Genomic DNA, 25,778 nt, shown 5'->3' with positions numbered 1-25,778 from the left:
TGTCAGGCATGTGTGAGGAGCGAATCCGGTGCGGGGGTCTTTGTCTTTTTTCTTTGCAACAAACGTGCCGTGCGAGCGCTTGTGCACCGACTTCCGTTTGTGTAGCATTCCCTACACTTTCATGTTGCGTTCACTACATTCGAGATCAATGTAGCAAACGGGCCCGATGCTTGCAATGGTGTTTTCTCGCGATGTTCATCGGGGTTTTTCCGACCAACGACAATGGAGGGTTCGCAGCCGGCCGACGTTTCATGCCCCAAGGGCGTGCATGTCGGCTCAGCCAGCCCCCCTTGTTTCCAACCTACTCTTGAGTTCCGTATGAGTGCATTCAGCGAAGAACGCGTCCTGAGCGTCCACCACTGGACCGACCGCCTGTTCACCTTCACCACCACGCGCGACCCCGCGCTGCGCTTCTCGAACGGTCATTTCACGATGATCGGCCTGAAGGTCAACAACAAGCCCCTGCTGCGCGCGTACAGCATCGTGAGCCCGAACTACGAGGAGCATCTCGAGTTCCTGAGCATCAAGGTGGAAGAAGGCCCGCTGACCTCGAAGCTGCAGCACATCCAGGTGGGCGACACCGTGATCGTGGGCCGCAAGCCCACCGGCACGCTGCTGATCGACTACACGCTGCCGGCCAAGCGCCTGTACCTGTTCGGCACGGGCACCGGCCTCGCACCGTTCATGAGCATCATCCGCGACCCGGAGACCTACGAGAAGTTCGAGCAGGTCATCCTGGTGCACGGCGTGCGCCAGGTCGACGAGCTGGCCTACCACGACCTCGTGACCGACCACCTGCCCAAGCACGAGATCCTGGGCGAGATGATCGAGAAGCAGCTGCTGTACTACCCCACGGTCACGCGCGAGGAATTCCGCAACCAGGGCCGCATCACCGACCTGATCGAGAGCAACAAGCTCACCGACGACCTCGGCCTGCCGCCGCTGAACGTCGAGGAAGATCGCGTCATGCTGTGCGGCAGCCCCGGCCTGCTGGTCGACCTGAAGCACATCCTGGAAAAGCGCGGCTTCAAGGAAGGCAACACCTCGACGCCGGGCGACTTCGTCGTCGAGCGCGCCTTCGCCGAGAAGTAGGCAGGACGTCGCGCGCACGATGGCCGACAGCCGCACCGCCGCCAAGCCCAAGCCTCAGCGCCGCACCGGCGTGCGCGAGGCGGCCGCCCAGGCCACGCGCGACAGCATCCTCAAATCGGCGACCAAGGTGTTCGCCAGGTACGGCTACGACGGCGGCAGCGTGGAGAAGATCTCCAAGGCCGCCAAGTCGTACGACCGCATGATCTATTACTACTTCGGCAGCAAGGAAGGCCTCTTCATTGCGGTGCTCGAAGGCATCTACAAGCGCATGGACGACGCCGAGGCCGCCATTGCGCTGGACGTGTCGCGGCCGGTGGAGGCACTCACCGAAGTCATTCGCTTCGTGCTGGGCTACTACCGCAAGAACCCCGAGTTCGTCACGCTGCTGAACACCGAGAACCTGCACAAGGGCCGGCACATCTCGAAGTCATTGCGCGCCCGCGAATACTCGTCGCGCGCGGTGGCCATCATCGAGGAGATCCTTGCCAGCGGCGCCGCGCAGGGGCTGTTCCGCAAGGATCTGGTGGCGCGCGACATCTACCTGCTGATCGCGTCCACGGGTTATTTCTACACCTCCAACCGGCACACGCTCACCGCCTTCCTGGGTGAGCCGCTGGAGTCGCCGGAGGCGATCACGCACTGGGAAGACTTCGTGATCGAGACGCTGCTGCGCACGGTGCGCGCGGACGAGCCACAAGACAACACACCACCCCACGAGGACACATCGAAATGGCAGAAATCGCAGCCGGCGGCAAGTCGGGCAAGGTCGTCATCAAGAACATAGGGCTGCTGCTCTCGGGCGACATCGACAAGCCCATCCTGGACGCGGACACCATCGTGGTGAACGACGGGCTGATCGTCGCGGTCGGCAAGGAAAAGGACTGCGACCTCGAAGGCGCGCAGACCGTGATCGACGCGCGCAAGACCTGCGTGGCGCCCGGGCTGATCGACAGCCACGTGCACCCGGTGTTCGGCGACTGGACGCCGCGCCAGGGCCAGCTCGGCTGGATCGACTCCACCATGCACGGCGGCGTGACCACCATGATCTCGGCCGGCGAGGTGCACCTGCCCGGCCGCCCGAAGGACATCGTCGGCCTGAAGGCGCTGGCCATCACCGCGCAGCGCTCGTTCGACAACTTCCGCCCCAACGGCGTGAAGGTGCTGGCCGGCGCGCCCGTGATCGAAAAGGGCATGGTCGAGAACGACTTCAAGGAACTCGCCGAAGCCGGCGTGGGCCTGCTGGGCGAAGTGGGCCTGGGCACGGTCAAGGCGGGCTACGAGGCCAAGGAAATGGTCGCCTGGGCGCGCAAGTACGGCATTCAAAGCACGATCCACACGGGCGGGCCGTCGGTGCCGGGCTCGGGCTACATCGACAAGGACACGGTGCTGGAGGCCGATGCCGACGTCATCGGCCACATCAACGGCGGCCACACCTCGCTGCCCGAGGCGCATGTGTGCGAACTGTGCGAGAAGAGCACGCGCGCGATCGAGATCGTGCACAACGGCAACGAGAAGGTGGCCATCGCGGCGGCCAGGGCCGCGATCGAACTGAAGTGCCCCCACCGGGTCATCCTGGGCACGGACGGCCCCGCAGGCTCCGGCGTGCAGCCGCTGGGCATCCTGCGCATGGTGGCCTTCATCTCGGCCTTCGCCAACATTCCGGCAGAACAGGTGTTCTGCTTTGCCACGGGCAACACGGCGCGCATCCGCAAACTCAACTGCGGCCTGATCGAAGTGGGCCGAGACGCCGACTTCGTCTTCATGGACCGTGCGCAGCATTCGCCCGCCAAGGGCCTGCTCGAAAGCGTGCAGCTGGGCGACCTGCCGGGCGTGGGCATGGTGATGATCGACGGCATCGTGCGCTCGGGCCGCAGCCGCAACACGCCGCCCGCGACCGAGATTCCGGTGGTGGTGTCCGGCGCGCACTGAGCGCCGGCCGGGCACTGCGGCGCTCAGCCGCCGCGGTGCGAGCGAAAGACCAGGTAGCGCGCCGACAGGAAGTTGACGCTCATGCCCGCCACGCTGCCCACGGCCACGCCGAGGGCAGCCGCCCAGCGCCCCTCGACCCAGTGCAGGGTCAGCACATAGGCGCCGTAGTTGAGCACCGCGCCGCCGGCCATGGTGGCCAGGTAGCCCAGGTATTCACGCCAGACGGAGCGGCCGGCCGCCGCGCTCGCTGCACTCGCCGCGAAGGTGTAGCGCCGGTTGAAGGCCCAGGTGGTGGTGGCCGCCGCCAGGAACGACACCACCCGCGCCACGTACCAGCCCAGCAGCGGCGCCAGCAGGTACAGCACCGCCACGTCGACCACGAGCCCGATCACGCCGACCACGGCGAACGACAGGAACTCGCGCCCGATCTTCATGGCGCGGCGGACGAAGCCCGCTCGCGCACGCCCGGAATGGCGAGGTAGCGCAGGCGCTTGGCCTCCTGGCGCCCCAGCGTGACGGTGTGCATGACGATGCCGCACACGAAGGACAGCATCGCGCCCAGCATGGCGCCCGTGGCCAGCACCGCCGTGGGGAGCCGGGGCACCAGGCCGGTGTGCATGTAGGTCATGAACAGCGGCACCACCAGCGCGATCGACAGCAGCACCAGCACCCCCGCGATGGTCGAGAAGAACTGCAGCGGCCGCTCGCTCACGAACAGCTTGCAGATGGTCTTCAGGATGCGCCAGCCGTCGCGGTAGGTCGACAGCTTGCTGACCGAGCCTTCGGGCCGAGTGCTGTAGGCGGTGCTTTCCTCGGCGTAGGGCATGCGCAGTTCGAGCGCGTGCACGGTGAGTTCGGTCTCGGTCTCGAAGCCGCGCGACAGCGCGGGAAACGACTTGGCATAGCGCCGCGAGAACACGCGGTAGCCCGAGAGCATGTCGGTGAGCGCGCCGCCGAACAACTGCGCCACGGCGCCGGTGAGCATGCGGTTGCCCAGCCGGTGGCCGGCGCGGTAGGTGAGCGCGTCGTGGCCGTCGTCCACGCGGTTGCCCACCACCATGTCGAGGTTGTCGCCTACCAGCCGGTCGATGAGCCGGCGCGCGGCGCCGGCGTCGTAGGTGGCGTCGCCGTCGACCATCACGTACACGTCGGCCTCCACGTCGGCGAACATGCGCCGCACCACGTTGCCCTTGCCGCGCAGCGCCACGTGCGTGACGGTGGCGCCGGCCGCGCGCGCGACGGTGGCGGTGTCGTCGCTGGAGTTGTTGTCGAAGACGTGGATCTGCGCCTCGGGCAGCGCGGCACGGAAGCCGGCCACCACCTGGGCGATGGCCAGCGCCTCGTTGTAGCAAGGGATGACGGCGGCAATGCGCAAGGCGCTGCGGCGGTCGCGGACGGCAAGGGCTTCGGTGTCGGTCATGGTGCTGCGGCGGGAAGGATACGGTAGACCCGGCTGCCGTCTTTCTCGTACTGCACCGCGAAGTACCTGTCGAAGTCGACACGCGCGCTGAACACCGGCACCACCGCGTTCGGCAGCACGATGGCGGTGAAGCCCAGGCCGCCGAGCTTGCGCGCCAGGTCGCCGCCCGACAGCGCGCCGAAATCGGTGTAGCGCCAGGGGCCGAGCGTGTCGCCCCAGATCGGGTTGGGGCCGTAGTAGATGGCCTCGTTCAAGGCGATCTGGTAGACGCGGCCGGTGGCGTTGTGGCGCAGGTAGTCCATGACGGCATAGCCCGGCACATGCTGGCGCAGCACGGCCTCGCGCGCCTCGGGCGTGGTCGAGACCATGGCGACCTTCACCGCGGTCTGGCGCACCGCCACGGCGGCCAGCACGGCCAGCAGCAGCACGAGCACCCAGTCGCCCGCGCGGGCGCCGGAGCGCGCGGTGTCGCGGCTCATGGCGCCGGTGGCCACAGTGGCTGTTGCGGAGGCTGCAGAGGTTGCGGCATCGGACGCGGGCTTGTTCCCGCTCATGCGGCGCACGCCGGCCGCGGCCCAGCCGAACAACACCTGCCAGCCGATGGCCGCGATGGCCGCCAGCAGCGGGAACGAGGCCGTGAGGTAGCGCGGGTAGCGCGAGGTCACGACCCACACGACCACCGAGTACAGGCAGAACCAGCCGGCGGCGCGCACCGCGGCCGAGCGCTTCCACAGCACGCTGAACGGCGCGAAGAACACGGCCCAGATCAGCGCGTTGGGCAGCTCGGCGTGCACGCGCACGTCGGCCACCTGCTGCACGTAGTCGGCGGGCGTCCACTCGGTGAAGCCGAACACGCGCGCGCCGATCGGGTTGAACGGGTCGCCGGTCATGATGGCGTTGCGCGCGTACCAGTAGATGCACGGGAGCAGGAAGCAGGCGAACACCAGCGCCCAGGCCTTGACCCGGCGCTCGTGGCGGATGACGAACAGCGTCACCAGCGGCAGGAAGATCAGCGCCTGGTACTTCGAGCCCGCGGCCAGGCCGAGGCAGAAGCCGGCCACGCCGAGCCAGCGCATGCCGCCGTGAATGCCCTTGCCGACTTTGCCCGGTTCGCCCGGCTCCGATTCGCGCCACCACCACAGCGCCACGCAGGCCGACAGCACGAACAGCGCGACGCCCATGTCGATCAGCGCGTTGGAGTAGTCGCCCAGCCCCAGCCAGATGGCCGCGCCGATGCAGCCCGTGAGCCGGCTCGCGTGCAGCACGCCCAGGCGGTAGACCATCACCACCGACAGTGCGCCCGCCAGCGCGTTGAGGAAGTGCGGCAGCACGTCGTCGCCCACCTGCAGCGCGGCGGCGTAGAGCAGGTTGTAGTTGTACGGGAACCAGGGGTAGCGCAGCCACTCGTGGATGCCCAGCGAGCCCTGCTGCGCCACCTGGCGCGCGTAGGGCAGGTGGTACATGAGCTCGTCGAAGGCGATGGGCGGGGCCAGCGGGGCGACCAGCGCGGGCAGCGCCACCAGGGCCAGCGCGATCATCGCGACGCGCTCGACGTAGCGCCACGGCGCGGCAACCTCGTTCGCGCGCATGGCACGCAGCTCGCGCCGCTCGCGCAGCCACGACGGCAGCTGCACCGCCGCGGCCACGAAGCCCGCCACGACCACCGTCACGGTCGCGGCGGTCTTGAAGGCGCCGAAGATGGCGAGCGCCTGGAACGCGCAGATGAAAAAGCCCACGCCCAGCGACACGGCCATGGCCGCCTCCAGCGCGGCGTCGCGGCGCGGCGGCGGCGCCAGGCGGCCCAGCAGGGCGCGGCCGAAACCCCAGCAGCTGAAGACAAAGACCGCCAATGCCGCGTAGTGCGCGGCTGCAAACATCAGCTTCTGAATAACAACTCCCGGGGCCGGTCGGCCACGCCGGCCGGCAGGTTCAAAGGTTCGGTGCCAGCAGGCGCTCGAGCTCGGCTTCGCTCTGCTTGCGCCGCGCGGCCTGGTCCTGCAGCTGGTCGTGCCCGATCTTGCCGACGTTGAAGTACGTCGCATCGGGGTGACCCAGGTAGAAACCACTGACGCTGGCGGCGGGCATCATAGCGAGGCTTTCCGTCAGGGTCATGCCAATGTCCGCGCAACCCAGAAGGTCGAACATCGGGCCCTTCACGCTGTGGTCGGGGCAGGCCGGGTAGCCCGGCGCCGGGCGGATGCCGCGGTATTTCTCCGCGATCATGTCGTCGTTGCTCAGGCCTTCCTCGGGCGCGTAGCCCCACAGGTCGGTGCGCACGCGGTGGTGCATCGCCTCGGCAAAGGCCTCGGCCAGCCGGTCGGCCAGGGCCTTGAGCATGATGGCCGAGTAGTCGTCGAGGTCGTCGATGAAGTACTTCTCCTTCTTCTCGACGCCCAGGCCGGCCGTGACGGCGAACATGCCCACGTAGTCCTTCAGGCCGCTGTCCTTGGGCGCGACGAAGTCCGAGAGGCAGCGGCTCGGGCGCATCACGCCGTCGATCTGCTGCTTCTCGGTCTGCTGGCGCATGCCGTACCAGGTGAGCGCCACCTCGCTGCGGCTTTCGTCGGTGTACAGCTCGATGTCGTCGTCGTTCACGGTGTTGGCCGGCCAGAAGCCGATCACGCCGCTGGCGCTGAGCCAGCGCCCTTCGATGAGGCGCTTGAGCATGCGCTGGCCGTCGGCGTACACGCGCACGGCCTCGGTGCCGACGATCTCGTCCTTCAGGATGGCCGGGAACGGGCCCGCCAGGTCCCAGGTCTGGAAGAACGGGCCCCAGTCGATGTACTTGGCGAGCTCGGTGAGGTCGAAGTTCTTGAACAGGCGCCGGCCGATGAACTTGGGCACCGGCGGCAGGTGGCTCGCGAAGTCGACCGGGGTCTTGTTGGCGCGCGCCTTGGCCAGCGGCCACAGCGGCACCTGCTTCTTGTTGGCGTGCTGCGTGCGCACCTTGTCGTAGTCGGCGTTGATCTCGTCGATGTACGTGGCGGCCTGGTCGGAGAGCAGGCTCTGCGCCACGCTCACGCTGCGCGAGGCGTCGGGCACGTAGACCACGGGGCCTTCGTAGTGCGGCGCGATCTTCACGGCCGTGTGCACGCGGCTGGTGGTGGCGCCGCCGATCATGAGCGGGATCTTCTTGATGCGGAAATGGTCGTCGCGCTGCATCTCGCCGGCCACGTACTGCATTTCTTCCAGGCTCGGCGTGATCAGGCCGCTCAGTCCCACGATGTCCGCGCCCTCGACCTTGGCACGCGCCAGGATCTCGTGGCACGGGACCATCACGCCCATGTTCACCACTTCGAAGTTGTTGCACTGGAGCACGACGGTGACGATGTTCTTGCCGATGTCGTGCACGTCGCCCTTCACGGTGGCGATGATGATCTTGCCCTTGGTGCGCACATCGCGCCCCGCGGCCTCGTCGCGCAGCTTTTCTTCCTCGATGTAGGGCAGCAGGTGGGCCACGGCCGACTTCATGACGCGCGCCGACTTGACCACCTGCGGCAGGAACATCTTGCCGGCGCCGAACAGGTCGCCCACGATGTTCATGCCGTCCATGAGCGGGCCTTCGATCACGTGCAGCGGGCGGCCGCCCTTGGCCAGGATCTGCTGGTAGGCCTCTTCGGTGTCCTCGACGATGAAGTCGGTGATGCCGTGCACCATGGCGTGCGACAGGCGCTGGTTGACGTGCACCGGGTTGTCCGGCGTGCCACGCCACTCGAGGCGCTTGCTCTCGTCTTTCGCGCCGCTCTTGGCGGTCTCGGCCACTTCGACCAGGCGCTCGCCGGCGTCGGGCCGGCGGTTGAGCACCACGTCTTCCACGCGCTCGCGCAGCGTGGGCTCCAGGTCGTCGTACACGCCGACCATGCCGGCGTTGACGATGCCCATGTCCATGCCCGCCTGGATCGCGTGGTACAGGAACACGGTGTGGATGGCCTCGCGCATCGGGTCGTTGCCGCGGAAGCTGAAGCTCACGTTGCTCACGCCGCCCGACACCTTGGCGCCCGGCAGGTTCTGCTTGATCCAGCGCACGGCGTTGATGAAGTCGACGGCGTAGTTGTCGTGCTCCTCGATGCCGGTGGCAATGGCGAAGATGTTCGGGTCGAAGATGATGTCTTCGGGCGGGAAACCCACCTCGTCGACCAGGATGCGGTAGGCCCGCTCGCAGATCTCGACCTTGCGCGCGTAGGTGTCGGCCTGGCCCTTCTCGTCGAAGGCCATGACCACGGCGGCGGCGCCGTAGCGCTTGACCAGCTTGGCCTCGTGCTTGAACTTGTCCACGCCCTCCTTCATGGAGATGGAGTTGACGATGCCCTTGCCCTGGATGCAGCGCAGGCCGGCCTCGATGACGTCCCACTTCGAGCTGTCGACCATCACCGGCACGCGCGCGATGTCGGGCTCGCTGGCAATCAGGTTCAGGAAGCGGACCATGGCGGCCTTGCTGTCGAGCATGGCCTCGTCCATGTTGATGTCGATCACCTGCGCGCCGTTCTCCACCTGCTGGCGCGCGACGGCCAGGGCGTCTTCGAACTGGCCGTTCAGCACCATGCGCGCGAAGGCCTTGGAGCCGGTGACGTTGGTGCGCTCGCCGATGTTGACGAACAGCGTGCCCGCGCCGATGGCGACCGGTTCGAGACCGGAGAGCTTCATGGGGGGCGGAGCGGCCTGGGCGCCGGAAGCACCGAAAGCGCTGGGAGCGCCGGAAGAGGAATCTGGGGTGGCTGGAGCGGAAATCTGGGACATGGCCTCACCTGCGGAAGAGTCGAACAGGCGAGCGTCGTTGTCGCCCCAAGCCTGACGGCGGGCCTGTGAGGCCCACCGCTGCAACGCTCCTTGGGAAGTCGCGCATTTTAGGGCGATTCGAAACCTGCCGGGGGAAAACCCCAGTTTCCATTCCCGCCTCGATCCACAGAATGCGGCCACCGTTTCCGAACGAACGTTCGTTTTTTTAACCAACGCGAAAGCGACGAAAGGGAGTGCCGAATGGCCAAGACGTGGAACGTGGTTCTTTGCTGCGCAATGGCAGCCGCAGCGACTCTGGTGACACCCGCGGCCCGGTCGGCCGCCAGCGGCAGCTCGACACTGGTCACGGCACGCGCCACGTCCAGCGAGGCGAAGACGAAATACCCCATCGTGCTGGTCCACGGCCTGCTCGGCTTCGACAACCTGCTGGGCGTCGACTACTTCTACGGCATTCCCGATGCGCTGGCCGGCGCGGGTGCCCGGGTCTACGTGGCCCAGGTGTCGGGCACCAACACCTCCGAGATCCGCGGCGAGCAGCTGCTGCAGGAGCTCAAGACCATCCGCGCGATGGAGAAGAACCCCACGCTCAAGTTCAACCTGATCGGCCATTCGCAGGGCGCGCCCACGGTGCGCTACGTGGCCGCCGTGGCACCCGACATGGTCGCCTCGGTCACCTCGGTGGGCGGTGCCAACGGCGGCTCGAAGGTGGCCGACCTGCTGGCGAAGCTGCCCGAAGGCGGCATCGGCCAGACCGCGGTGGTGAAGGCCGTGGGCCTGCTCACGAGCGTGATCGGCTTTCTCTCGGGCAAGGACCCGGGCCAGCTGCCCGAGGTGCCGCTGAACGCGCTGGCCTCGCTGACCACCGCGGGCGGCGCGGCCTTCGACGCCAGCTTTCCGCAGGGGCGGCCCGCGCCGGGCGCCTCGTGCGACGTGAAGAGCGGCGCGGCCGTGGTCAACGGGGTGCGCTACTACTCGTGGTCGGGCGTGTCGACCGGCTTCAACCTGTTCGACCTGAGCGACGCGCCGCTGTCGGCGCTGGGCACCCTCGCCTTCTTCGGCGAAGCCAACGACGGCCTGCTCGCCACCTGCACCACCCGCCTGGGCACGCACCTGGGCGACTACCGCCAGAACCACCTCGACGAGGTCAACCAGGTGCTCGGCAACACCTACGGCAGCCAGTTCCCGTACTACGAGAAGAAGGTGCCGGCGATCTTCAAGGAACAGGCCGCGCGGCTGAAGAGCGCGGGGCTCTGAGCGCATTGGCCTTGGCATCTCGCACGCGCTGGACGCTGTGGGCCGCGGGCGGCGCGCTGCTGCTCGCCGTGGGCGGCGGCTGGCTGGCGGCCGGCTCCGACGTGGCCGACCTTCCGGCCCTCGTTGCAGAAGCACAGGGCACCGCAGCTGCCGCCGCGCCAAGCCTCGAACCCCGGCCGCTCGCGGCACCCGCCGCGCCGGACGCCCTGCTGAGCAGCGGCCTGATCGCCATCTTCGACCAGGTGCTCTCCGAGGCCCAGGCCGACAGCAAGGCCACGCTCATGGCCCGCGCCCCCGCCCTGCTGGCCAGGTACCTGCGCGAAGACTGGCGCGTGCGCGCCCTGGGCCTGCTGGAACGCTACGTCGACATGCACGAGGCGCTGGTGACGCTGCCGCCGCCCGCGCCCGGCGACCCCGCGCAGCTGCGCCGCAGCCTGGAGGCGCGCGAGGCGCTGCGCCGCCAGTACTTCAGGCCCGAGGAAATCGAAGGCCTGTTCGGCGACCAGATCCGGCAGGACCGCTTCATGACGGAAAAGCTGGAGGCGCTCGCCAACACCGCCCTCACGCCCGAGCAGCGCACCGCCGCGCTGGCGCAGAGCGAGCAGGCCTGGCTCTCGCCGGAGCAGCGCGAGGTGCGCCGCGAGGCCGTGGCGCACGGCGACGTGATGCGCCAGACCGAGGCGCTGGACGCGCGCGGCGCGAGCCCGCAGGAGCGCTTTGCCGCGCGCAGCGAGGTCTACGGGCATGAAGTGGCCAGCAACCTCGCGGCGCTCGACCAGCAGAACCAGGAATGGAACGCCCGGATCGACCGCTACGCGCGCGCCTCCGAGGCCGAGCAGGCCCGGCTGCGCGAGACGCTGTTCAATGACACCGAGCGCCTGCGCCTGAACGGCGCCCTGGCGATGCGCGCCGCCGGCGCACGCAAGCCCGCAGCGACCGGCAATGGCAGCTAAGTAAGCGCAGGCTTACGCGGCCGTCATGCCGGTTGTGCTTCGCCCGTGGCGGAGGCGGGCAGGCCGAACACGCGGTCGAAGACCCAGTTGAAGACGAAGGTGTAGACCAGGAAGAACACCACCAGGCCCAGGTCCATCACCAGCGCCTGCCACAGCGACACGCCCAGGCCCCAGGCGAACATGGGCACCAGGAAGGCGATCAGCCCGCCCTCGAAGCCGATGGCGTGGGCGATGCGGCGGCGCACGCTGCGCCCGCGCACGGCCTGGCGCGATTCCCAGCGCTCGAACAGCGCATTGAAGACCAGGTTCCAGATCACCGCGATGACCGACGCGCCCACCGCCAGCACGCCCGAATGGCCCAGGCCGGCGTCCGTCATCAGCGCCAGGCCGGCGCTGGCCGCGACGATGGCGATGCCTTCATAAAGGCTGATGTAAACGATTCGACGCTGAATGCCCTGCATGACGCTTCTCTTTGGTTGTTGACTGCGATGACTGGACTTTATGTGTCCCTTGCTGATATAAAAAGTTAACTTGTTTCAGTTTTATTGATAGATCGACCGCCATGGCCTTCTCCAGCGACAACGTCGAAGTCTTCCTGGCCGTGATCGACCACGGCTCCTTCTCGGCCGCGGCGCGGGCTTTGCGCAAGGTGCCATCGGCCGTCAGCATGGCCATCGCCAACCTCGAGGCCGAGCTCGACCTGCCGCTGTTCGACCGCAGCGGCCGCGAGCCCCAGCCCACGCCCGCGGCGCGTTCGCTGGAGCCGCAGGCCCGGCTGCTGGCGGCGCAGCTGCGGCAGCTGCAGGTGCAGGCGCTGGCACTCACGCAGGGACTGGAAGACCGGCTCACGCTGGCCATTGCGCCCGAGCTGCTGGCCGCGCCGTGGAGCGGCCCGCTGGCCGAACTGGCGCGCGAGCACCCGCTGCTTCAGGTCGAGGTGCTGGCCGCGCCGCAGGCCGACGCGCTGGACCTGCTGCACAGCGGTCGCGCCCAGTTGGCGCTGGTGTTCGAGCGCCCGAGCCTGGATGGCCGCGAGGGCTTCCAGGAGGTCGGCAGCGACCTGATGGTGGCCGTCATCGCGCCCGACCACCCCGTGCTGGCGACCAACGGCGGCCGGCTGCGCGAGGACCACCTGACCAACACCCGGCAGATCGTGGTGGCCGGGCGCGACCTGGCCACCAGCGACCCGCGCTTCGTGTTCGCGCGCCACGTCTGGCGCACCGACAACGCGCTGGCCGCGCTGAGCCTGATCACGGCCGGGCTGGGCTGGGGCTGGCTGCAGCGCAACTTCGCCAAGCCGCACGTGGCGGCGGGCGCGCTGATCGAAATTCCGTTCGAGAACCTCAGCAACGGGCTCGACCTGTGGGTCGACGTGGTGTGGTCGCGCGAGCGCCCGCTGGGGCTGGGCGCACAGCGCTTCGTCTCGCTGATCGCGCGCGACCGGCAGGCCGCGGGGACCTGCGGCGTCAAGACCGGCGGAATCTAGGCCGGGCCGGCGGCCGGTTCAGCGGCCATGCCCACCGCCGTGGCCGCCCCCATGGCCACCACCGCCGCCGTGGCCCCCATGCCCGCCACCACCACCACCGCCGTGCGGACGCCCGCCGCCGCCCGGGTGCGGATGCGGCATGCCCGGTGCGGGGCCGGGACGGAAACCGGGCTGCGGCCGCGGCGGCCTGAAGCCCGGGTCCGGTGGCGGGCGGAACCCCGGCGCGGGCGGCGGTCGGAACCCGGGGCCCGGCGGCCGGAACCCCGGCCCGGGTTGCCAGGGCCGCGGTTGCCAGCCCGGGCGCACCGGCGGCGGCGGACGCCAGCCCGCCATGGGCGGCGGCGGCCGGTTGCCCCACCAGCGCCGGTCGCCGTACCAGGGGCGGTCGCGGTAGTAGTCGGCCCAGTAGCTGCCGATGGCGAAGGCGACGATCGGCACGCCGATCACCGCGCCGTAGGTGGCCAGCGGCACGCGCTGGTCCTGGTAGGCGTAGTCGAGGTTGCGCGACCAGACCCAGCCGCGCCCGCCGTCGGGCAGCACCACGTCGCACCAGCCGTAGCCGCTGGTGCAGCCGACCACGTCCACCGGCTGGCCGGGCGCGAGCCGGGCCACCAGCGGGTAGTCGCCCGAGGGGCCGGCGCGCAGGTTGACGGCGCCGCGGGTGAAGGCCTGCTGCGCCTGCGCCGCGAGCGGCAGGGCCAGGGCGAGCGCGCCGATACCGATCCAGCGCAGGGCGAATGTGTTCATGGCGAGGCTCCTTGCGCCCCAGCGTAGGCGGGGGGCCGAGAGCCTGTCAATCGGCCACCAGCGCGACCGCGCGTTCATGCATCGATTGCGACCGCGCGTTCACGCATCGAGTGCGACCGCGCCATGACGCATCGAGCACGACCGCGCGCCCAGACATCGGACACAACCGCGCGCCGACGCACCGAGCGCGACCCTGCGCCTACGCCGCTTCTTTGTAGAAGCCGGCGTTGTTGCCGCCGAGCGCGCGCCCGGCCATCGGCGCCACGGCCTGGCCGATGGCCGCGATGTGGTCCGGCGTGGTGCCGCAGCAGCCGCCCACGATGTTCACCAGCCCCTCGGCCGCGAACTCGTGCAGCAGGCGCGAGGTGACGTCGGGCGTCTCGTCGAAGCCGGTGTCGCTCATCGGATTGGGCAGGCCGGCGTTCGGGTAGCAGCTGATGAAGGTGTCGCCGGCCACGCGCGCCAGTTCCTGGATGTACGGGCGCATCAGCGCCGCGCCCAGCGCGCAGTTCAGGCCGATGGCCAGCGGCTGCGCATGGCGCACGCTGTGCCAGAAGGCGGTCACGGTCTGCCCGCTCAGGATGCGGCCCGAGGCGTCGGTCACCGTGCCGCTGATGATCAGCGGCAGGCGGTTGCCGCTGTTGTCGAAGTACTCGTCCACCGCGAACAGCGCGGCCTTGGCGTTGAGCGTGTCGAAGATGGTCTCGACCAGGATCACGTCGGCGCCGCCCTCGACCAGCGCCTCGGTCTGCTCGTAGTAGGCCGCGCGCAGCGACTCGAAGTCGACGTTGCGCGCGCCCGGGTCGTTCACGTCGGGGCTGATGCTGGCGGTCTTGGGCGTCGGGCCGAGGGCGCCGGCCACGAAGCGCGGCTTGTCGGGCGTGCTGTACTTGTCGCAGGCCGCGCGCGCCAGCTTGGCGGATTCGAGGTTCATCTCGCGCGCCAGGTGGGCCATCTTGTAGTCCTCCTGCGCGATGGTGGTCGCGCCGAAGGTGTTGGTCTCGATCAGGTCGGCGCCGGCCGCGAGGTAGGCCTCGTGGATGTCGCTGATCACGTCGGGGCGCGTGAGCGAGAGCAGTTCGTTGTTGCCCTTGACGTCGCGCTCGAAGTCCTTGAAACGCTCGCCGCGGTACTGCTCCTCGGTGAGCTTGAAGCGCTGGATCATCGTGCCCATGGCGCCGTCGAGGATGGCGATGCGCTTGGCGAGGATGCCGGCCAGGGCCTGGCCGCGGGTGTAGGTAACGGGCTTCATAGCCCCCGATTGTAGAAACCGCGGGCCGGCCCTGACACGCGTCAGCCTTTTCTCAGCCGTCAGCCTTTTCTCAGCCGTCGGCCCGTTCTCATCCGTCAGCCCTTTCGCGGACCTTCCACGTACGCCAGCACCGCCTCCAGCATGCGCCGCACGTGCGGCTGCACGCCCGCAGCCACTTCGGGCAGGTAGTCGAAGGGCAGCTTTTCCTGCATGTAGCTCGACTGCGTCATCTCCAGCTGCACCGCCTGCACGCCGCCGGCCGGGTTGCCGTACTGGCGCGTGATGTGGCCGCCCTTGAAGCGGCCGTTGAGCACCGCGGTGTAGCCCGTGGCCGACTTGCCGATGCCCAGCAGCGTCTCGGCCAGCGCCGGGTCGCAGCTGATGCCGTTGCCGGTGCCCAGGTTCAGGTCGGGCAGCTTGCCTTCGAAGAAACGCGGCAGCACCGAGCGGATGGAGTGCGCGTCCCACAGCGCCACGGTGCCGTGCACGGCCTTCATGCGCTCGAGCTCGGCCTGCAGCTGGCGGTGGTACGGCTGCCAGATGGCGTCGCGGCGCTGGGCGACCTCCTCGTCGCGCGGCACGTCGGCGGCGTCGGCATAGACCGGCGTGTCGTCGAAGGTGTCGACCGGACACAGGCCGGTGACGCTCTGGCCGGGGTACAGGCTGGCGCCGTCCGGCGGACGGTTCAGGTCGACCACGTAGCGCGAGTGCGTGGCCGCGAGCACCGAGGCGCCCAGCGCGTCGGCGAAGTCGTAGAGCTGCTCGAGGTGCCAGTCGGTGTCGGGCACGTGGCGCGCTTCGTCGGTGAAGCGTGCGGCCAATGCGGGCGGCACATGGGTGCCGACGTGCGGCATCGAGATGAGCAGCGGGCGCGTGCCCTGGCGAAAGCGGAATGACGGTTCGGTGGTGGTGAAGGCCATGGTGGGGTCAATCCTTGAGTAGTTGGGTGCGCGCGGCCACGAAGGCGGCCGCGGCTTCGCCGTGCAGCGCGTGGCGGCCGGCCGAGACGCGCGCCCGGCCTGCCACCCACACGGCGCCGATGGCCGAGGTGCGGTGGCTCGCGAAGACGTGGGCCGAGAGCATATCGGGCGCCGACAGCCCCTGCAGCGCAAGGTGCGATGCGTCGAGCACCACGAAGTCGGCCTGCTGGCCCGCGGCCAGCCCGCCCACGGCGCGGGCGGCCGCCTGCGCGCCGCCCTGCACCGCCGCGAGCGTGAACGCAGTCGCCACATGCGGCTGCGCGGCCGTGGCGCCCACGTTGCGCTGGCGCTTGCCCAGGCGCTGGCTGTATTCGAGCATCAGCAGTTCCTCGGCGGCGTTGACGCTGGCGTGGCTGTCCGAGCCCACGCCCCAGGCGCCGCCGTGGCCGCGCCACTTGGCGAAGTCGAAGATGCCGTCGCCCAGGTTGGCTTCGGTCGTCGGGCACAGGCCCGCCACCGCGCCGCTCTGGGCCGCGTATTCGTACTCGGCGTCGTTCATGTGCGTGGCGTGCACGAGGCACCAGCGCGCGTCGACCGGCGCATGGTCGAGCAGCCACTCGACCGGGCGCAGGCCGCTCCAGGCCACGCAGTCGTCCACCTCCTTGGTCTGCTCGGCGATGTGGATGTGGATGGGCGCGGTGCGGTCGATGGCGTCGAGCCCCGCCAGCGCGTCGCGCAGCGCCTCGGGCGGCACGGCGCGCAGCGAATGCGGCGCCAGGCCCAGCCGCGCGCCCTGCGCGTCGCACACGGGCTTGAGCGCTTCGAGCAGGCGCAGCATCGACTCGGTCGAGCGGATGAAGCGGCGCTGGCCGTCGGTGGGCGGCATGTCGCCGAAGCCGGCGGTCTGGTAGAGCACGGGCAGCAGCGTGAAGCCGATGCCGGTCTTCTGCGCGGCGCGCAGCAGGGCCAGGCTCAAGGTCGCGTCGTCGGCGTAGGGGCGGCCGTCCACGTCGTGGTGCACGTACTGGAATTCGCACACGCTGGTGTAGCCGGCCTCGAGCATCTCGGCGTAGAGCCAGGTCGCGATGGCTTCCATGTGCTGCGGGCCGAGGCGCGCGGCAAAGCGGTACATCAGCGTGCGCCAGCTCCAGAAGCTGTCGTGCTGCTCGGCACGGTGCTCGGTGAGGCCCGCGAAGGCGCGCTGGAAGGCGTGCGAATGCAGGTTGGGCATGCCGGGGATCAGCGGGCCTTCGGCGGCTGGCGTGCCGGCGGGGCGTGGCACGCCGGCCTGCACCTGCGTGAGCTGGCCGGCGTCGTTCCACGCCAGAAGAACGTCCTTGGCCCAGCCCTCGGGCAGCAGCGCGTCGGCGGCGAAAAGCGTGTGCGTCATGCGGCGGCTCCCACGGCGATGCGGCCTTGCCGCACCACGGTGCGCACCGGCCGCTGGCCGAACCAGTAGGCCAGCTCGGCCGCCTCGCGCACGTTCCACAGCACGAAGTTGGCCGGCATGCCGGGCGCGATGGCGCCGTGCGTGGCCTGCAGGCCCAGCGCGCGCGCCGCATGCACGGTGACGCCGTCGAGAGCCTCGGGCACGGTGAGGCGGAACAGTGTGCAAGCCATGTTGACCATCAGCAAGAGACTCAGGGCCGGCGAGGTGCCGGGGTTGTGATCGGTGGACACCGCCATCGGCACGCCCGCGGCGCGCAGCGCGTCGACGGGCGGCAGGTGCGTGTCGCGCAGCGTGTAGTACGCGCCGGGCAGCAGCACGGCCACGGTGCCCGACCGGCGCATCGCCGCGATGCCCTCGGCCGACAGGTGCTCGATGTGGTCGCACGAGAGCGCGCCGTAGCGCGCGGCCAGCGCCGCGCCGCCCATGTCCGACAGCTGCTCGGCATGCAGCTTCACCGGCAGGCCCAAAGCCTTCGCGGCCTGGAAGACCTGCTCGGTTTCGGCGAGCGAGAAGGCGATGCGCTCGCAGAACACGTCGACCGCATCGACGAGGCCTTCGGCCGCGAGCGCGGGCAGCATCTGGTTGCAGACGAGGTCGATGTAGTCGGCACTGCCATTGGGCTGGCCGGCGTATTCGGGCGGCAGCGCATGCGCGCCCAGGAAGGTGGTGCGCACGGTGACGCCGTAGGCTTCGCCCAGGCGCCGCGCCACGCGCAGCTGCTTGCGCTCGTGTTCCAGCGAAAGGCCGTAGCCCGACTTGATCTCGATGGCGCACACGCCGTCGGCCAGCAGCTGTTCGAGCCGCGCGGCGGCTTGCGCGAAGAGCGTGTCTTCGTCGGCCTCGCGCGTGGCGCGCACCGACGACACGATGCCGCCGCCGGCCTTGGCCACTTCCTCGTACGTCGCGCCCGCCAGGCGCATCGCGAATTCGTTGGCGCGCTGGCCGCCGTAGACCAGGTGCGTATGGCAATCGACGAGGCCCGGCGTGACGAGCGCGCCGCCGCCGTCGTGCGGCGCAAGGCCCGCGAACTCGGCGGGCAGTGCGCTGCGCGCGCCGACCCAGCGGATGGCGCCCTGCGCGACCACGATGGCGGCTTGCGCATCGGGGGCGGCGGCGAGCCGCAGGCCGGTCCAGAGGCCGTCGGCCGAAGGGTGTTCGTGGGCGGGGTTCATCTGTGTCTTTGCTGTCGTTGTTGTCGTTGTTGTCGTTGTTGTTGTTGTTGTTGTTTCAGCTCAGGCCGGCACGATGCGCACCGAGATCAGTCGCGCATCGTTGCCGCCCGATCCCTCGAGCACCGCTTGCCACGCCTGTGGCGCATCGGCCCACTGCAGGCCTTCGCCTTCGCGCAAGGCTTGGTCGTTCAAGCGCCACGCGCCGCGCAGGGCCAGCAGCACACCGTGCGGCGCGGCCTCGAGGGCGCTCGCGCCGTCGAGCACCCGCACGTCGGCGCGCCACTGGCCGCGCCGCGTCATCACGTTGAAGTCGTTCGATGCGCCGCCGAACATCGTGCAGTCGATGGCCTCGTCGCCGCTGAAGGCGAAGGGCTGGTGCGGCACGTCGAGCAGGTGGTCGATGCGAGCGTCGTGCGTGAAGAGGCGCACGCCGTCGCCCTCCAGCAGCATGATGGTGCGGTCGATGCCCGCGAACACCGAGAACGGCCCCGCCGCCGCGATGTTGGCGATGCTCACGCGCCAGCCGAAGCTGTCGAGCCCCGCGCCCTGCGGCCAGCTGGCGATTTCCTGGGTGGTGCCGCCGCCGTTTTTCCAGGGCATGACGGGCAGCGTGGCGCGGGAGAAATGCTGTACGCCGCTCATGGCGATCTCTTTTCTTGCTCCTTCCCTCTTTGGGGGAAGGCTGGGATGGGGGCAGCGCGCAGCGAGCGCTGTGAATGGGTGAAGGCCGTCGTGCCCCCACCCCTGCCCTCCCCCGGAAGGGGAGGGAGAAATGCAAATGCCGATGCGCCGCTCATCGCATCAACCCGCCTTGGCGCAGCCGCTGCTCGAAGTGGCGCAGCACCAGCGTCATCGTTCCCGTGAGCACGAAGTACACGAGCGCGATCGCCAGGTACACCTCCAGCGAGCGGTACGACACGCTGATGATCTTCTGCCCTTCATGCATCACGTCGTGGATGGTCAGCAGCGACACCAGCGCCGAGTTCTTGATGAGCGCGATGAACTCGTTGCCCAGCGGCGGAATCATGCGCACCACCGCCTGCGGCAGCACGATCTGGCGCATGGCCGTGCCGGGCGTCATGCCCAGCGATTGCGCGGCCATGGTCTGGCCCTTGTCGATCGACTGGATCGCGCCGCGCACGATCTCCGACACGTACGCGCCCGAGTACACGCCCAGGCCCAGCACGCCGCACAGGAAGGCCGGCAGCAGGATGCCGAAGTGCGGCAGCCCGAAGAACAGGATGAACAGCTGCACCAGCAGCGGCGTGCCGCGAATGACGGCCACGTACGCGGTGCACACGCCGTAGATCCAGCGCCGCTTCGGGTTCAGCCGGCCGATGCCGACCAGCAGGCCCAGCACGCAGCCCAGCGCCAGCGCGCACGCGGTGATCTCCACCGTGACGAGCGCGCCGCGCAGCAGGTCGGGCCAGCCCGTCCAGACGGGCGAGAAATCGAGATCCATGGTGCTGCTTCGCGCTTACTTGGCCGTGGCGCTGAACCACTTCTTCACGATCTGGTCGTAGGTGCCGTCGGCCTTGAGCTTGTCGATGGCGCCGTTCACGGCCTTGGTGAGCTCGGGCGTGTCCTTGCGGATGGCCATGCCGTATTCCTCGGTGGTGATCTGCTCGGGCAGCACCTTCAGGCCGCCGCGCGTGCGCACGTACTGGTAGGCGGCGGGCTTGCCGGTCACGGCGGCGTCGGCGCGGCCGATGTCCACCAGGTTGAACATCTCCTGGTTCTTCTCGACTTCCAGCAACTGCACCTGCGGGTACTTTTCCTTCGTGAAGGAAACCGACTTGGTGCCCACCTGCACGCTGACCTTCTTGCCGTTGATGTCGGCCGGCGTCTTGATGGCGGTGTTGCCGTCCTTCACCATCACGACCAGGCCGCCCGCGTAGTACGGCACGGTGAAGTCGACGACCTTCTTGCGTTCGTCGGTGATGTAGATGCCCGAGACGGCCATGTCGAAGCGCTTGGAGATCAGGCCCGGCACGAGGCCCTTGAAGTCGATGTCGATCCACTCGATCTTGCGGCCCAGCGTCTTGCCGACGGCTTCGACCAGCTCCACGTCGAAACCGGTGCGCTTGCCGTTCTCCACGAACTCCATGGGCGGGAAGGTGGCGTCGGTGGCGACGCGCAGCGGCTCGCCCTGTGCCATGGCATTGCCGGCAAGGCCGAGGAAGGCAAGGCTGGAAAGGGCGGCTGCGACGAGGGTGCGGCGGGTGTTCATGGTGAGGCTTTCGTGAGACTGAAGGGAAGGAAAAAGGCAGCGCGCGACTACTGCAGGGCGCGGGAGATGCGGGCCGCCGTGACGACGGTCATGTGGAGCAATGCAGCTTCCATGCCCTCGACGCGCGTGAGCGGCGCCATGAGCGTGATCGCGCCGCGCAGGCGCCGCCCCGATGCCAGCACCGGCGCGCTCGCGCCCCACACGCCGGCGTCGACCTCGCCGTGCGTCACGGCATGGCCGGCTTCGCGGATGGCATCGAGTTCGGCGGCACGCTCGGCGTGGCGCTCGGGGCTTTCGTCGAGGCCTTCGAGCAGGGCGTCGCGCTGGTCCGCCGGCAGGTGGGCCATCAGGCACTTGGCGCTGGCGCCGTCGCGCGCGGGCACGCTGCGGCCGCGGTCGAAGGAGCAGCGCAGCGACTGTTCGCTGTCGATCATCTCCAGGCACACGACGCGTTCGTTCACCAGAATGAGCAGCGCCACGCTTTCATGGCTTTGCCGGGCCAGCACCCGCATGTCGGCGCGCGCGGCCATCACGAGGTCGGAGTTGCCGTCGAAGCCGCTGGCGAGCTGCACGCTCACCGGGCCCGGCGAGTAGCGCCCGTCCGACTCCATCACGAAGCCCCAGCGCCGCAGCGTGGCGACCTGCCGGTACAGCGTGCTCTGCGACAGGCCGGTGGCCTGCACCAGCTCGGCCGCCGTCATCGCCGTCTTGCTCTGCGCCAGCACCGACAGCACGAACAGCGCGCGGTCGCTATGAGCGTTCTGGGCGGGAGCGTCGGTCGGAGGCGTCATCGGAAGCAGTCGCAGGGATGTCGAAAGTGGAGCCGGCGTGCAGTATCTTGCTCGCCGTTCTCACTTCCAAGCCTTTATTCCCAACGAGTGGGAATGGCTGCGTTTTTTCTTTCTACCTTCGTCTTACCCGAATGCGCGCCGGGCTCAGCCCACCAGCAGAGGAAAGCGTGCGTCGTCCATCGGCGCGCCCGCCGGCAAGCTCTCGGCCAGCCCGGGAAAATCGGGCGAGGTCTTCCAGCTGCGCGGCGCGTGGCGGATGTCGTCGCCCAGGAAGCGCACCGAGAACACGCGGCGCCGGTCCGGCCCCTCCACACCGGCCGCCGCATGCAGCGTGAGCATGTGGAAGCAGACGAAATCGCCGGGCTCGATGTTCCAGCCGACGATGGGAAAGCGCTCGCGCGCGCCCTCGATGTCGGGCAGGTCCTGCAGGCTGCCTTCGGGGAACCACTTGGCGTGGTTGTCCATGAAGGTGCGCGGCATGAGCCACGGCCCCTTGTGGGAGCCGGCCACGAACTCGAGCGTGGCGGCGCGCGACACCGGATCGACCGGAATCCACATGCTGACGTTCTGCTCGCCCTCGATGTTGTAGTACGGCTGGTCCTGGTGCCAGGGCGTGCGCTGGCGCGTGCCGGGCTCCTTCACGAGCAGGTGGTCGTGGTACAGCCGCACCGTGTTCGAGCCCATGAGCCGCTGCGCCAATGGCGCGAGCGGCGCCTCGAAGATGAAGCGGCGAAAGGCGTCGATGTCCTGCCAGTTGCAGAAGTCTTCAAAAAAGCGGCCCGGGTCGTCGGGCCGGCTCGCCACCTTGGCGCGCGGGCTGGGCGCGGCCAGATTGGCCTCGATGCCGTCGCGCAGCAGCGCCAGTTCGTCGGCCGTGAGCAGCTGGCGGATGCAGACCGCGCCGTCGCGCTGGAACTGCGCGACCAGCGCGTCGCCCACACACGCATCCACGCGCGCCTGCACGCGGCGCCGCAGTTCCATGGCGTCGGGGAGCGCGGCGCCCGCCATCACTTCACCATCGGCAGCTTCAGGCCCTTGGCCTTGGCCGTGGCCACCGCGATGTCGTAGCCCGCATCCGCATGGCGCATGACGCCGCTGGCCGGGTCGTTCCACAGCACGCGCTCGATGCGCTTGGCCGCCGCGTCGGTGCCGTCGGCAACGATCACCACGCCCGAGTGCTGCGAATAGCCCATGCCCACGCCGCCGCCGTGGTGCAGGCTGACCCAGGTCGCGCCGCCCGCGGTGTTGAGCAGCGCGTTGAGCAGCGGCCAGTCGCTCACGGCGTCGGTGCCGTCCTTCATGGCTTCGGTCTCGCGGTTGGGGCTGGCGACCGAGCCGGTGTCCAGGTGGTCGCGGCCGATGACGATGGGCGCCTTCAGCTCGCCGTTCTTCACCATCTCGTTGAAGGCCAGGCCGGCGATGTGGCGCTCGCCCAGGCCCAGCCAGCAGATGCGCGCCGGCAGGCCCTGGAAGCTGATGCGCTCGCGCGCCATGTCGAGCCAGCGGTGCGTGTGCGTGTTCTCGGGGAACAGCTCCTTGATCTTGGCGTCGGTCTTGTAGATGTCTTCCGGGTCGCCCGACAGCGCCACCCAGCGGAACGGGCCCTTGCCCTCGCAGAACAGCGGGCGGATGTAGGCGGGCACGAAGCCGGGGAAGTCGAAGGCGTTCTTCACGCCCTCGTCGAACGCGACCTGGCGGATGTTGTTGCCGTAGTCGACCGTGGGGATGCCCATGGCCTGGAAGTCGAGCATGGCCTGCACGTGCACGGCGCACGACTGGGCGGCGGCCTTCTTGAGCGCGTCGTGCTGCGAGGCGTCCTTCATCGCGGCTTGCCACTGCGGCACGCTCCAGCCCGAAGGCAGGTAGCCGTTGATCAGGTCGTGCGCGGAGGTCTGATCGGTCACGAGGTCGGGCTTCAGGCCGCCGGCCTTCGCGCGCTTCACGAGTTCCGGGAGGATGTCGGCGGCGTTGCCCAGCAGCGCGATCGACACGGCTTCCTTGGCGTCGCAATGTTGCTTGATGAGTTCGAAGGCGTGGTCGATGTCGCGCGCCTGCTTGTCGACGTAGCGCGTGCGCAGGCGGAAGTCGATGCTCGACTGCTGGCACTCGATGTTGAGCGACACCGCGCCCGCCAGCGTGGCGGCCAGCGGCTGCGCGCCGCCCATGCCGCCCAGGCCGGCCGTGAGGATCCACTTGCCCGCGAGGCTGTTGTCGTAGTGCTGGCGGCCGGCTTCGACGAAGGTCTCGAAGGTGCCCTGCACGATGCCCTGGCTGCCGATGTAGATCCAGCTGCCCGCGGTCATCTGGCCGTACATGAACAGGCCTTGGCGGTCCAGCTCGTTGAAGTGCTCCCAGTTGGCCCACTTGGGCACGAGGTTGGAGTTGGCCAGCAGCACGCGCGGCGCGTTCTCGTGCGTCTTGAACACGCCCACCGGCTTGCCCGACTGGATGAGCAGCGTCTCGTCGTCGTTCAGTTCCTTCAGCGACGCCAGGATCTGGTCGTAGCAGGCCCAGTTGCGCGCGGCGCGGCCGATGCCGCCGTACACCACCAGGTCTTGCGGGCGCTCGGCCACCTCGGCGTCGAGGTTGTTCTGCAGCATGCGGAACGGGGCCTCGGTGAGCCAGCTCTTGCAGTTGAGCTCGCTGCCGCGCGGGGCGCGGATCACGCGGGTCGGGTCGTGGCGCGGATCGGCAGCTTCGGGGTTCTGCAGGGCGAATTTCTCGGGAGCGTTCATGGCGTGGTTCTCCTAATCGGGTGAGGTTTTACGAGTGACTGGGCAGGATGTCGAGCAGCGCGGCCGGCAGCTCGGCCGCCAGCGCCCACTGGCGCATGGCTTCGATGTCGGGCGCGAGGTAGCGGTCGCGCTCCAGGAACGCGACCTTCTGGCGGATGGCGGCGAACTCGGCCTCCACCAAAGGGGAACTCTTGAGCCCGCGCTTGAGTTCGATGCCTTGCGCGGCGGCCATGGCCTCGATGCCGACCACCACGGCGGTGTTGTTGACCATGTCGCCCAGGCGGCGGCCCGCGAAGGTGGCCATCGACACATGGTCTTCCTGGTTGGCCGAGGTGGGCAGGCTGTCGACGCTGGCGGGATGCGCGAGCGACTTGTTCTCCGAAGCCAGGGCGGCAGCGGTGACCTGCGCGATCATGAAGCCCGAGTTGAGGCCGCCGTCGCGCACCAGGAACGGCGGCAGGCCCGAGAGGCCCGTGTCGAGCAGCAGCGCGATGCGGCGTTCGGCGATGGCGCCCACTTCGCTGATGGCCAGCGCGATGATGTCGGCCGCGAAGGCGACGGGTTCGGCGTGGAAGTTGCCGCCGGAGATCACCTCGCCGGTGTCGACGAACACCAGCGGGTTGTCCGACGCGGCGTTGGCTTCGATGACCAGCACGCGCGAGGCGTGCGCGAGGTTGTCGAGGCAGGCGCCCATCACCTGCGGGATGCAGCGCACCGAATACGGGTCCTGCACGCGGCCGCAGTCGGCGTGCGAGGGCACGATCTCGCTGCCGTCGAGCAGCGCGCGCACGGCACCGGCCACGGCGATCTGGCCCAGCTGGCCGCGCGCGGCGTGGATGCGCGCGTCGAAGGGCTTGATCGAGCCCTGGATGGCTTCGAGCGACAGCGCGCCCGACATCAGCGACGAGGCGAACACGTCTTCCGCGCCGAACAGGCCGAACAGCGCCAGCGCCGTCGACACCTGCGTGCCGTTGAGCAGCGCCAGGCCTTCCTTGGGGCCGAGCACGAAGGGTTCGAGGCCGATGCTGCGCATGGCTTCGGCGCCGCCGACCACCTTGCCGTCGGCCAGGGTCGCCTCGCCTTCGCCGATCAGCACGCAGGCCATGTGCGCGAGCGGCGCCAGGTCGCCCGACGCACCGACCGAGCCCTTGCACGGAATGCTCGGCACGACGCCCGCGTTGAACAGCGCCAGCAGCGCATCGACCAGCGCGGGCCGCACGCCCGAGTGGCCGCGCGCCAGGCTCACGGCCTTGGTCGCGAGCACCATGCGCACCACCGGCGCGGCCAGCGGCTCGCCCGTGCCCACGCTGTGCGACAGCACCAGGTTGCGCTGCAGCTCGGCCAGATGGTCGTTGCCGATGCGCGTGCTGGCCAGCTTGCCGAAGCCGGTGTTGATGCCGTAGACCACTTGGTCGTTCTCCACGATGTGGCGCACGGCGGCTTCGGCGCGAAGCATGCCGTCGCGCACCGACGCATCGAGCGACAGCCGCACGCCACCGGCCTGGATGCGTCGCAGCATCGCCAGGTCGACCTGGCCGGGCGTGAGGGTCAAGAGGGCTGGGGAGGAGGTGGTGGATGTGCTTGTCATGTGAGCCTGTCTATACAAGTAG

The 25,778-nt window shown here is 69.2% G+C and carries 23 protein-coding genes and 1 riboswitch; of the genes, 6 read left to right on the top strand and 17 right to left on the bottom strand.

Translation table 11 applies throughout. The features are described from left to right. The first annotated feature begins 318 nt into the window (after positions 1-318). Genes BM004_RS13990 through BM004_RS13980 form a run of 3 tightly spaced genes read left to right on the top strand, consistent with a single transcriptional unit; the run spans position 319 to position 3,021 of the window. Positions 319-1,092 (top strand): ferredoxin--NADP reductase, encoded by a 774-nt coding sequence (locus tag BM004_RS13990; protein ID WP_093214196.1) that lies wholly within the window; start codon positions 319-321, stop codon positions 1,090-1,092. A gap of 19 nt (positions 1,093-1,111) precedes the next feature. Next, the gene (locus BM004_RS13985) at positions 1,112-1,876 is read left to right on the top strand and encodes a TetR/AcrR family transcriptional regulator (protein ID WP_093128011.1); all 765 of its coding nucleotides are present in this window, start codon (positions 1,112-1,114) and stop codon (positions 1,874-1,876) included. Beyond that, complete coding sequence (locus tag BM004_RS13980) at positions 1,822-3,021, top strand: amidohydrolase family protein (RefSeq protein WP_093128013.1); 1,200 nt, start codon at positions 1,822-1,824, stop codon at positions 3,019-3,021. The genes BM004_RS13985 and BM004_RS13980 overlap by 55 nt, the downstream gene beginning before the upstream one ends. Before the next feature lie 23 nt (positions 3,022-3,044). Here BM004_RS13980 and BM004_RS13975 read toward each other — a convergent pair whose 3' ends face one another. Genes BM004_RS13975 through metH form a run of 4 tightly spaced genes read right to left on the bottom strand, consistent with a single transcriptional unit; the run spans position 3,045 to position 9,178 of the window. Further along, the gene (locus BM004_RS13975; RefSeq protein ID WP_093214194.1) at positions 3,045-3,455 is read right to left on the bottom strand and encodes a GtrA family protein; all 411 of its coding nucleotides are present in this window, start codon (positions 3,453-3,455) and stop codon (positions 3,045-3,047) included. Next, a complete protein-coding gene (locus BM004_RS13970) occupies positions 3,452-4,441 on the bottom strand; it encodes a glycosyltransferase (protein WP_093214190.1) in 990 nt (329 codons plus the stop codon). The genes BM004_RS13975 and BM004_RS13970 overlap by 4 nt, the downstream gene beginning before the upstream one ends. Next, a complete protein-coding gene (locus tag BM004_RS13965) occupies positions 4,438-6,318 on the bottom strand; it encodes an ArnT family glycosyltransferase (protein ID WP_093214187.1) in 1,881 nt (626 codons plus the stop codon). Before BM004_RS13965 ends, BM004_RS13970 begins: the two co-directional genes overlap by 4 nt. Positions 6,319-6,370: 52 nt before the next feature. Further along, positions 6,371-9,178 carry a methionine synthase gene (gene metH, locus BM004_RS13960; RefSeq protein ID WP_093128019.1) on the bottom strand — a complete coding sequence of 936 codons (2,808 nt, stop codon included), beginning with the start codon at positions 9,176-9,178 and terminating at the stop codon, positions 6,371-6,373. A 22-nt stretch (positions 9,179-9,200) separates the two neighbouring features. Beyond that, positions 9,201-9,276, bottom strand: a riboswitch (S-adenosyl-L-homocysteine riboswitch). Between the two features lie 142 nt (positions 9,277-9,418). On the opposite strand from metH, the gene BM004_RS13955 reads away from it, so the two are divergent. Then, complete coding sequence (locus BM004_RS13955; protein ID WP_093214185.1) at positions 9,419-10,432, top strand: esterase/lipase family protein; 1,014 nt, start codon at positions 9,419-9,421, stop codon at positions 10,430-10,432. Positions 10,433-10,443: 11 nt separating this feature from the next. Continuing rightward, complete coding sequence (locus BM004_RS13950; protein WP_093214183.1) at positions 10,444-11,385, top strand: lipase secretion chaperone; 942 nt, start codon at positions 10,444-10,446, stop codon at positions 11,383-11,385. A gap of 23 nt (positions 11,386-11,408) precedes the next feature. Here BM004_RS13950 and BM004_RS13945 read toward each other — a convergent pair whose 3' ends face one another. Further along, positions 11,409-11,846, bottom strand: coding sequence for a PACE efflux transporter (locus tag BM004_RS13945; protein ID WP_093128024.1), 438 nt, complete (start codon positions 11,844-11,846; stop codon positions 11,409-11,411). A gap of 101 nt (positions 11,847-11,947) precedes the next feature. Here BM004_RS13945 and BM004_RS13940 point away from each other — a divergent pair, with 101 nt between their 5' ends. After that, positions 11,948-12,871 carry a LysR family transcriptional regulator gene (locus BM004_RS13940; protein ID WP_093128025.1) on the top strand — a complete coding sequence of 308 codons (924 nt, stop codon included), beginning with the start codon at positions 11,948-11,950 and terminating at the stop codon, positions 12,869-12,871. A gap of 18 nt (positions 12,872-12,889) precedes the next feature. Here the strand turns inward: BM004_RS13940 and BM004_RS13935 are convergent, their stop codons facing one another. The 12 genes from BM004_RS13935 to hutH form a co-directional block, all read right to left on the bottom strand. Beyond that, positions 12,890-13,618 (bottom strand): SH3 domain-containing protein, encoded by a 729-nt coding sequence (locus BM004_RS13935; protein WP_093214181.1) that lies wholly within the window; start codon positions 13,616-13,618, stop codon positions 12,890-12,892. 199 nt (positions 13,619-13,817) lie between these two features. Then, entirely contained in the window at positions 13,818-14,870 is a 1,053-nt protein-coding gene (locus BM004_RS13930) for a homocysteine S-methyltransferase family protein (protein ID WP_093128029.1), read from the bottom strand. A 95-nt stretch (positions 14,871-14,965) separates the two neighbouring features. Continuing rightward, positions 14,966-15,790 (bottom strand): N-formylglutamate deformylase, encoded by an 825-nt coding sequence (hutG, locus tag BM004_RS13925; RefSeq protein ID WP_093214179.1) that lies wholly within the window; start codon positions 15,788-15,790, stop codon positions 14,966-14,968. A gap of 7 nt (positions 15,791-15,797) precedes the next feature. Further along, complete coding sequence (locus tag BM004_RS13920; RefSeq protein WP_093214177.1) at positions 15,798-17,180, bottom strand: formimidoylglutamate deiminase; 1,383 nt, start codon at positions 17,178-17,180, stop codon at positions 15,798-15,800. Continuing rightward, positions 17,177-18,412: an imidazolonepropionase gene (gene hutI / locus BM004_RS13915; RefSeq protein ID WP_093214174.1), complete on the bottom strand. Its 1,236-nt coding sequence runs from the start codon at positions 18,410-18,412 to the stop codon at positions 17,177-17,179. The genes BM004_RS13920 and hutI overlap by 4 nt, the downstream gene beginning before the upstream one ends. A 60-nt stretch (positions 18,413-18,472) precedes the next feature. Next, positions 18,473-19,054 (bottom strand): HutD/Ves family protein, encoded by a 582-nt coding sequence (locus tag BM004_RS13910; RefSeq protein ID WP_093214172.1) that lies wholly within the window; start codon positions 19,052-19,054, stop codon positions 18,473-18,475. A gap of 151 nt (positions 19,055-19,205) precedes the next feature. Further along, a complete protein-coding gene (locus tag BM004_RS13905) occupies positions 19,206-19,874 on the bottom strand; it encodes an amino acid ABC transporter permease (RefSeq protein WP_093128037.1) in 669 nt (222 codons plus the stop codon). Between the two features lie 15 nt (positions 19,875-19,889). Further along, positions 19,890-20,642, bottom strand: a complete 753-nt coding sequence (locus tag BM004_RS13900; protein WP_093214169.1) for a transporter substrate-binding domain-containing protein — start codon at positions 20,640-20,642, stop codon at positions 19,890-19,892. A gap of 47 nt (positions 20,643-20,689) precedes the next feature. Continuing rightward, entirely contained in the window at positions 20,690-21,433 is a 744-nt protein-coding gene (locus tag BM004_RS13895; RefSeq protein WP_093128041.1) for an IclR family transcriptional regulator, read from the bottom strand. Positions 21,434-21,577: 144 nt separating this feature from the next. Continuing rightward, positions 21,578-22,414 (bottom strand): phytanoyl-CoA dioxygenase family protein, encoded by an 837-nt coding sequence (locus tag BM004_RS13890; RefSeq protein WP_093214933.1) that lies wholly within the window; start codon positions 22,412-22,414, stop codon positions 21,578-21,580. Between the two features lie 26 nt (positions 22,415-22,440). Then, positions 22,441-24,168 (bottom strand): urocanate hydratase, encoded by a 1,728-nt coding sequence (gene hutU / locus BM004_RS13885; RefSeq protein ID WP_093214167.1) that lies wholly within the window; start codon positions 24,166-24,168, stop codon positions 22,441-22,443. A 28-nt stretch (positions 24,169-24,196) separates the two neighbouring features. After that, positions 24,197-25,756 (bottom strand): histidine ammonia-lyase, encoded by a 1,560-nt coding sequence (gene hutH / locus BM004_RS13880; protein WP_093214164.1) that lies wholly within the window; start codon positions 25,754-25,756, stop codon positions 24,197-24,199. Positions 25,757-25,778 lie beyond the last annotated feature (22 nt).

Origin of the sequence: Variovorax sp. OK212, assembly GCF_900112425.1 — a bacterium.
Classification (GTDB): Bacteria; Pseudomonadota; Gammaproteobacteria; order Burkholderiales; family Burkholderiaceae_C; genus Variovorax.
This window is presented reverse-complemented; position numbering and strand designations above follow the sequence as displayed.